Here is a 1,515-nt window from a genome sequence, read left to right as displayed (position 1 = left end):
ATGAATCCTGACACAAAGCATCTCGTTTTACCATCTCTTACTATTGATTTTCTCACCCAATCTGATATTAAAATTGATAATATTTTCAGCAAAGCTTGGCAGCAACTCGGCTTCAAATCTGTACTTCATCGGTGTGGTTTTAAAAAACGCTCCGGCACACAATCCAATGATCTCGTCTATTTGTTAATGCTTTGGGTTTGGTTGAAAGTGGATTCTGTTGCTATGTTCTCTCGTGATGCACTGCTTAGCTTCTCATCCGCTAAAAAAGATGCACTCTACGATTTACTTAACCGCGAAGATCTTGACTGGCGAAAATGCCAACTCCAAGTGGCGAAAAAAGTCATAAAAGCAGGAGAAAGCAGTAAGATTCGCGCCTTTGTCGTCGATGATTCAGTCAAAATTAGGCGAGGTAAGAGAATGCCGGGTGTATCTAGCCATTTTGACCATTTAACGAACCGCTGCGTGATGGGCCAACAAGTGCTGACATTAGGGTTTGCCTCTGACACGCAATTTGTACCACTCGATAATGAAATTTTCATCAGCAAAACGAAAGCTCAACCCCTTGTTAACGATTTTGCCGATGGCCGCAGTATTGCGGCTAAACGTTACAAGCAATCGTTAGCTCAAACCAAACCGGAAATGGTTTGTAGCATGATAAGTCGTGCTACCAGAGCTGGAATTGAAGCGGATTTCTTTCTAGCTGATGCTTGGTTTGCCACTAAGCCGATCTTAAAAATGACAGAAAACGAAGCGCTGACCGGTATTGTTCGGATGAAAAAAAACAAGATGAAGTATCAAACACTTGATGGAAAAACAGCATCAGCAAGTGAGCTATATCAAGCACATATCAAAGGTGACTGGCAAAAACTAAATGTGATGCCGTATCAGTCTAAGTCAATTGTGGTTAAGTTGAATTTAGCACAATCAAAAAAAGAAGCCGATGCTTGGAGCAAAGTGAAATTACTTTTTGTTAGAGGTGTTAATGACGATAAGGAACAGGCAGGGAAATATGATTGGGCCTTATTTCTCAGTACCGATAGTCAATTAAGTGATCAGAAAATATTAGAGGTTTACGCATTACGCTGGGGTATTGAAGTGTATTTTAAAGAGGCTAAGCAAAAGCTCGGTTTCTTAAAAGAGCAAAGTCGCCACTACAGTGCGTATATTGCCTCGATTCACTTAACGGGATTAAGATTTTGCTTGTTACTCTTTGCCAAGCATGAATCTGGTGCACAACGCATGAGTGATGTGCGCAACGAACTTGAAGAAAGTATGTGCAGCCTGAATTTCGCTAGCAAGTTATGGGGCCTATTCAACGCGTTAATCTCAGGAGCACTAAGTGATATGGTAGAATTAAGCGGCGAAGATAAAACGACTATCATGGCAAAAATAAATCAGACAGTTATAAATTATTTTACTCAAGTCATGCAAATGGATAGCTTTACTTTACGGCAAGAGTCGCTGGTAGAGGGTAACTATCCGTAAAAGTGCTGAAAATGAACTCCGAAACTTGAG

1 protein-coding gene is annotated in these 1,515 nt (G+C 40.7%); it reads left to right on the top strand.

The annotated features are described in order from the left end of the window. On the top strand, positions 1–1,485 hold a 1,485-nt coding region (locus MT391_RS20620), incomplete at its 5' end, for an IS4 family transposase (RefSeq protein WP_499499962.1). Positions 1,486–1,515 lie beyond the last annotated feature (30 nt).

It is taken from the genome of Vibrio sp. 1-Bac 57, assembly GCF_037546855.1.
In the GTDB taxonomy this organism is placed as follows: Bacteria; Pseudomonadota; Gammaproteobacteria; order Enterobacterales; family Psychromonadaceae; genus Psychromonas.
Note: the sequence above shows the minus strand (reverse complement) of the source record. Positions and strands in the feature narration are given on the sequence as shown.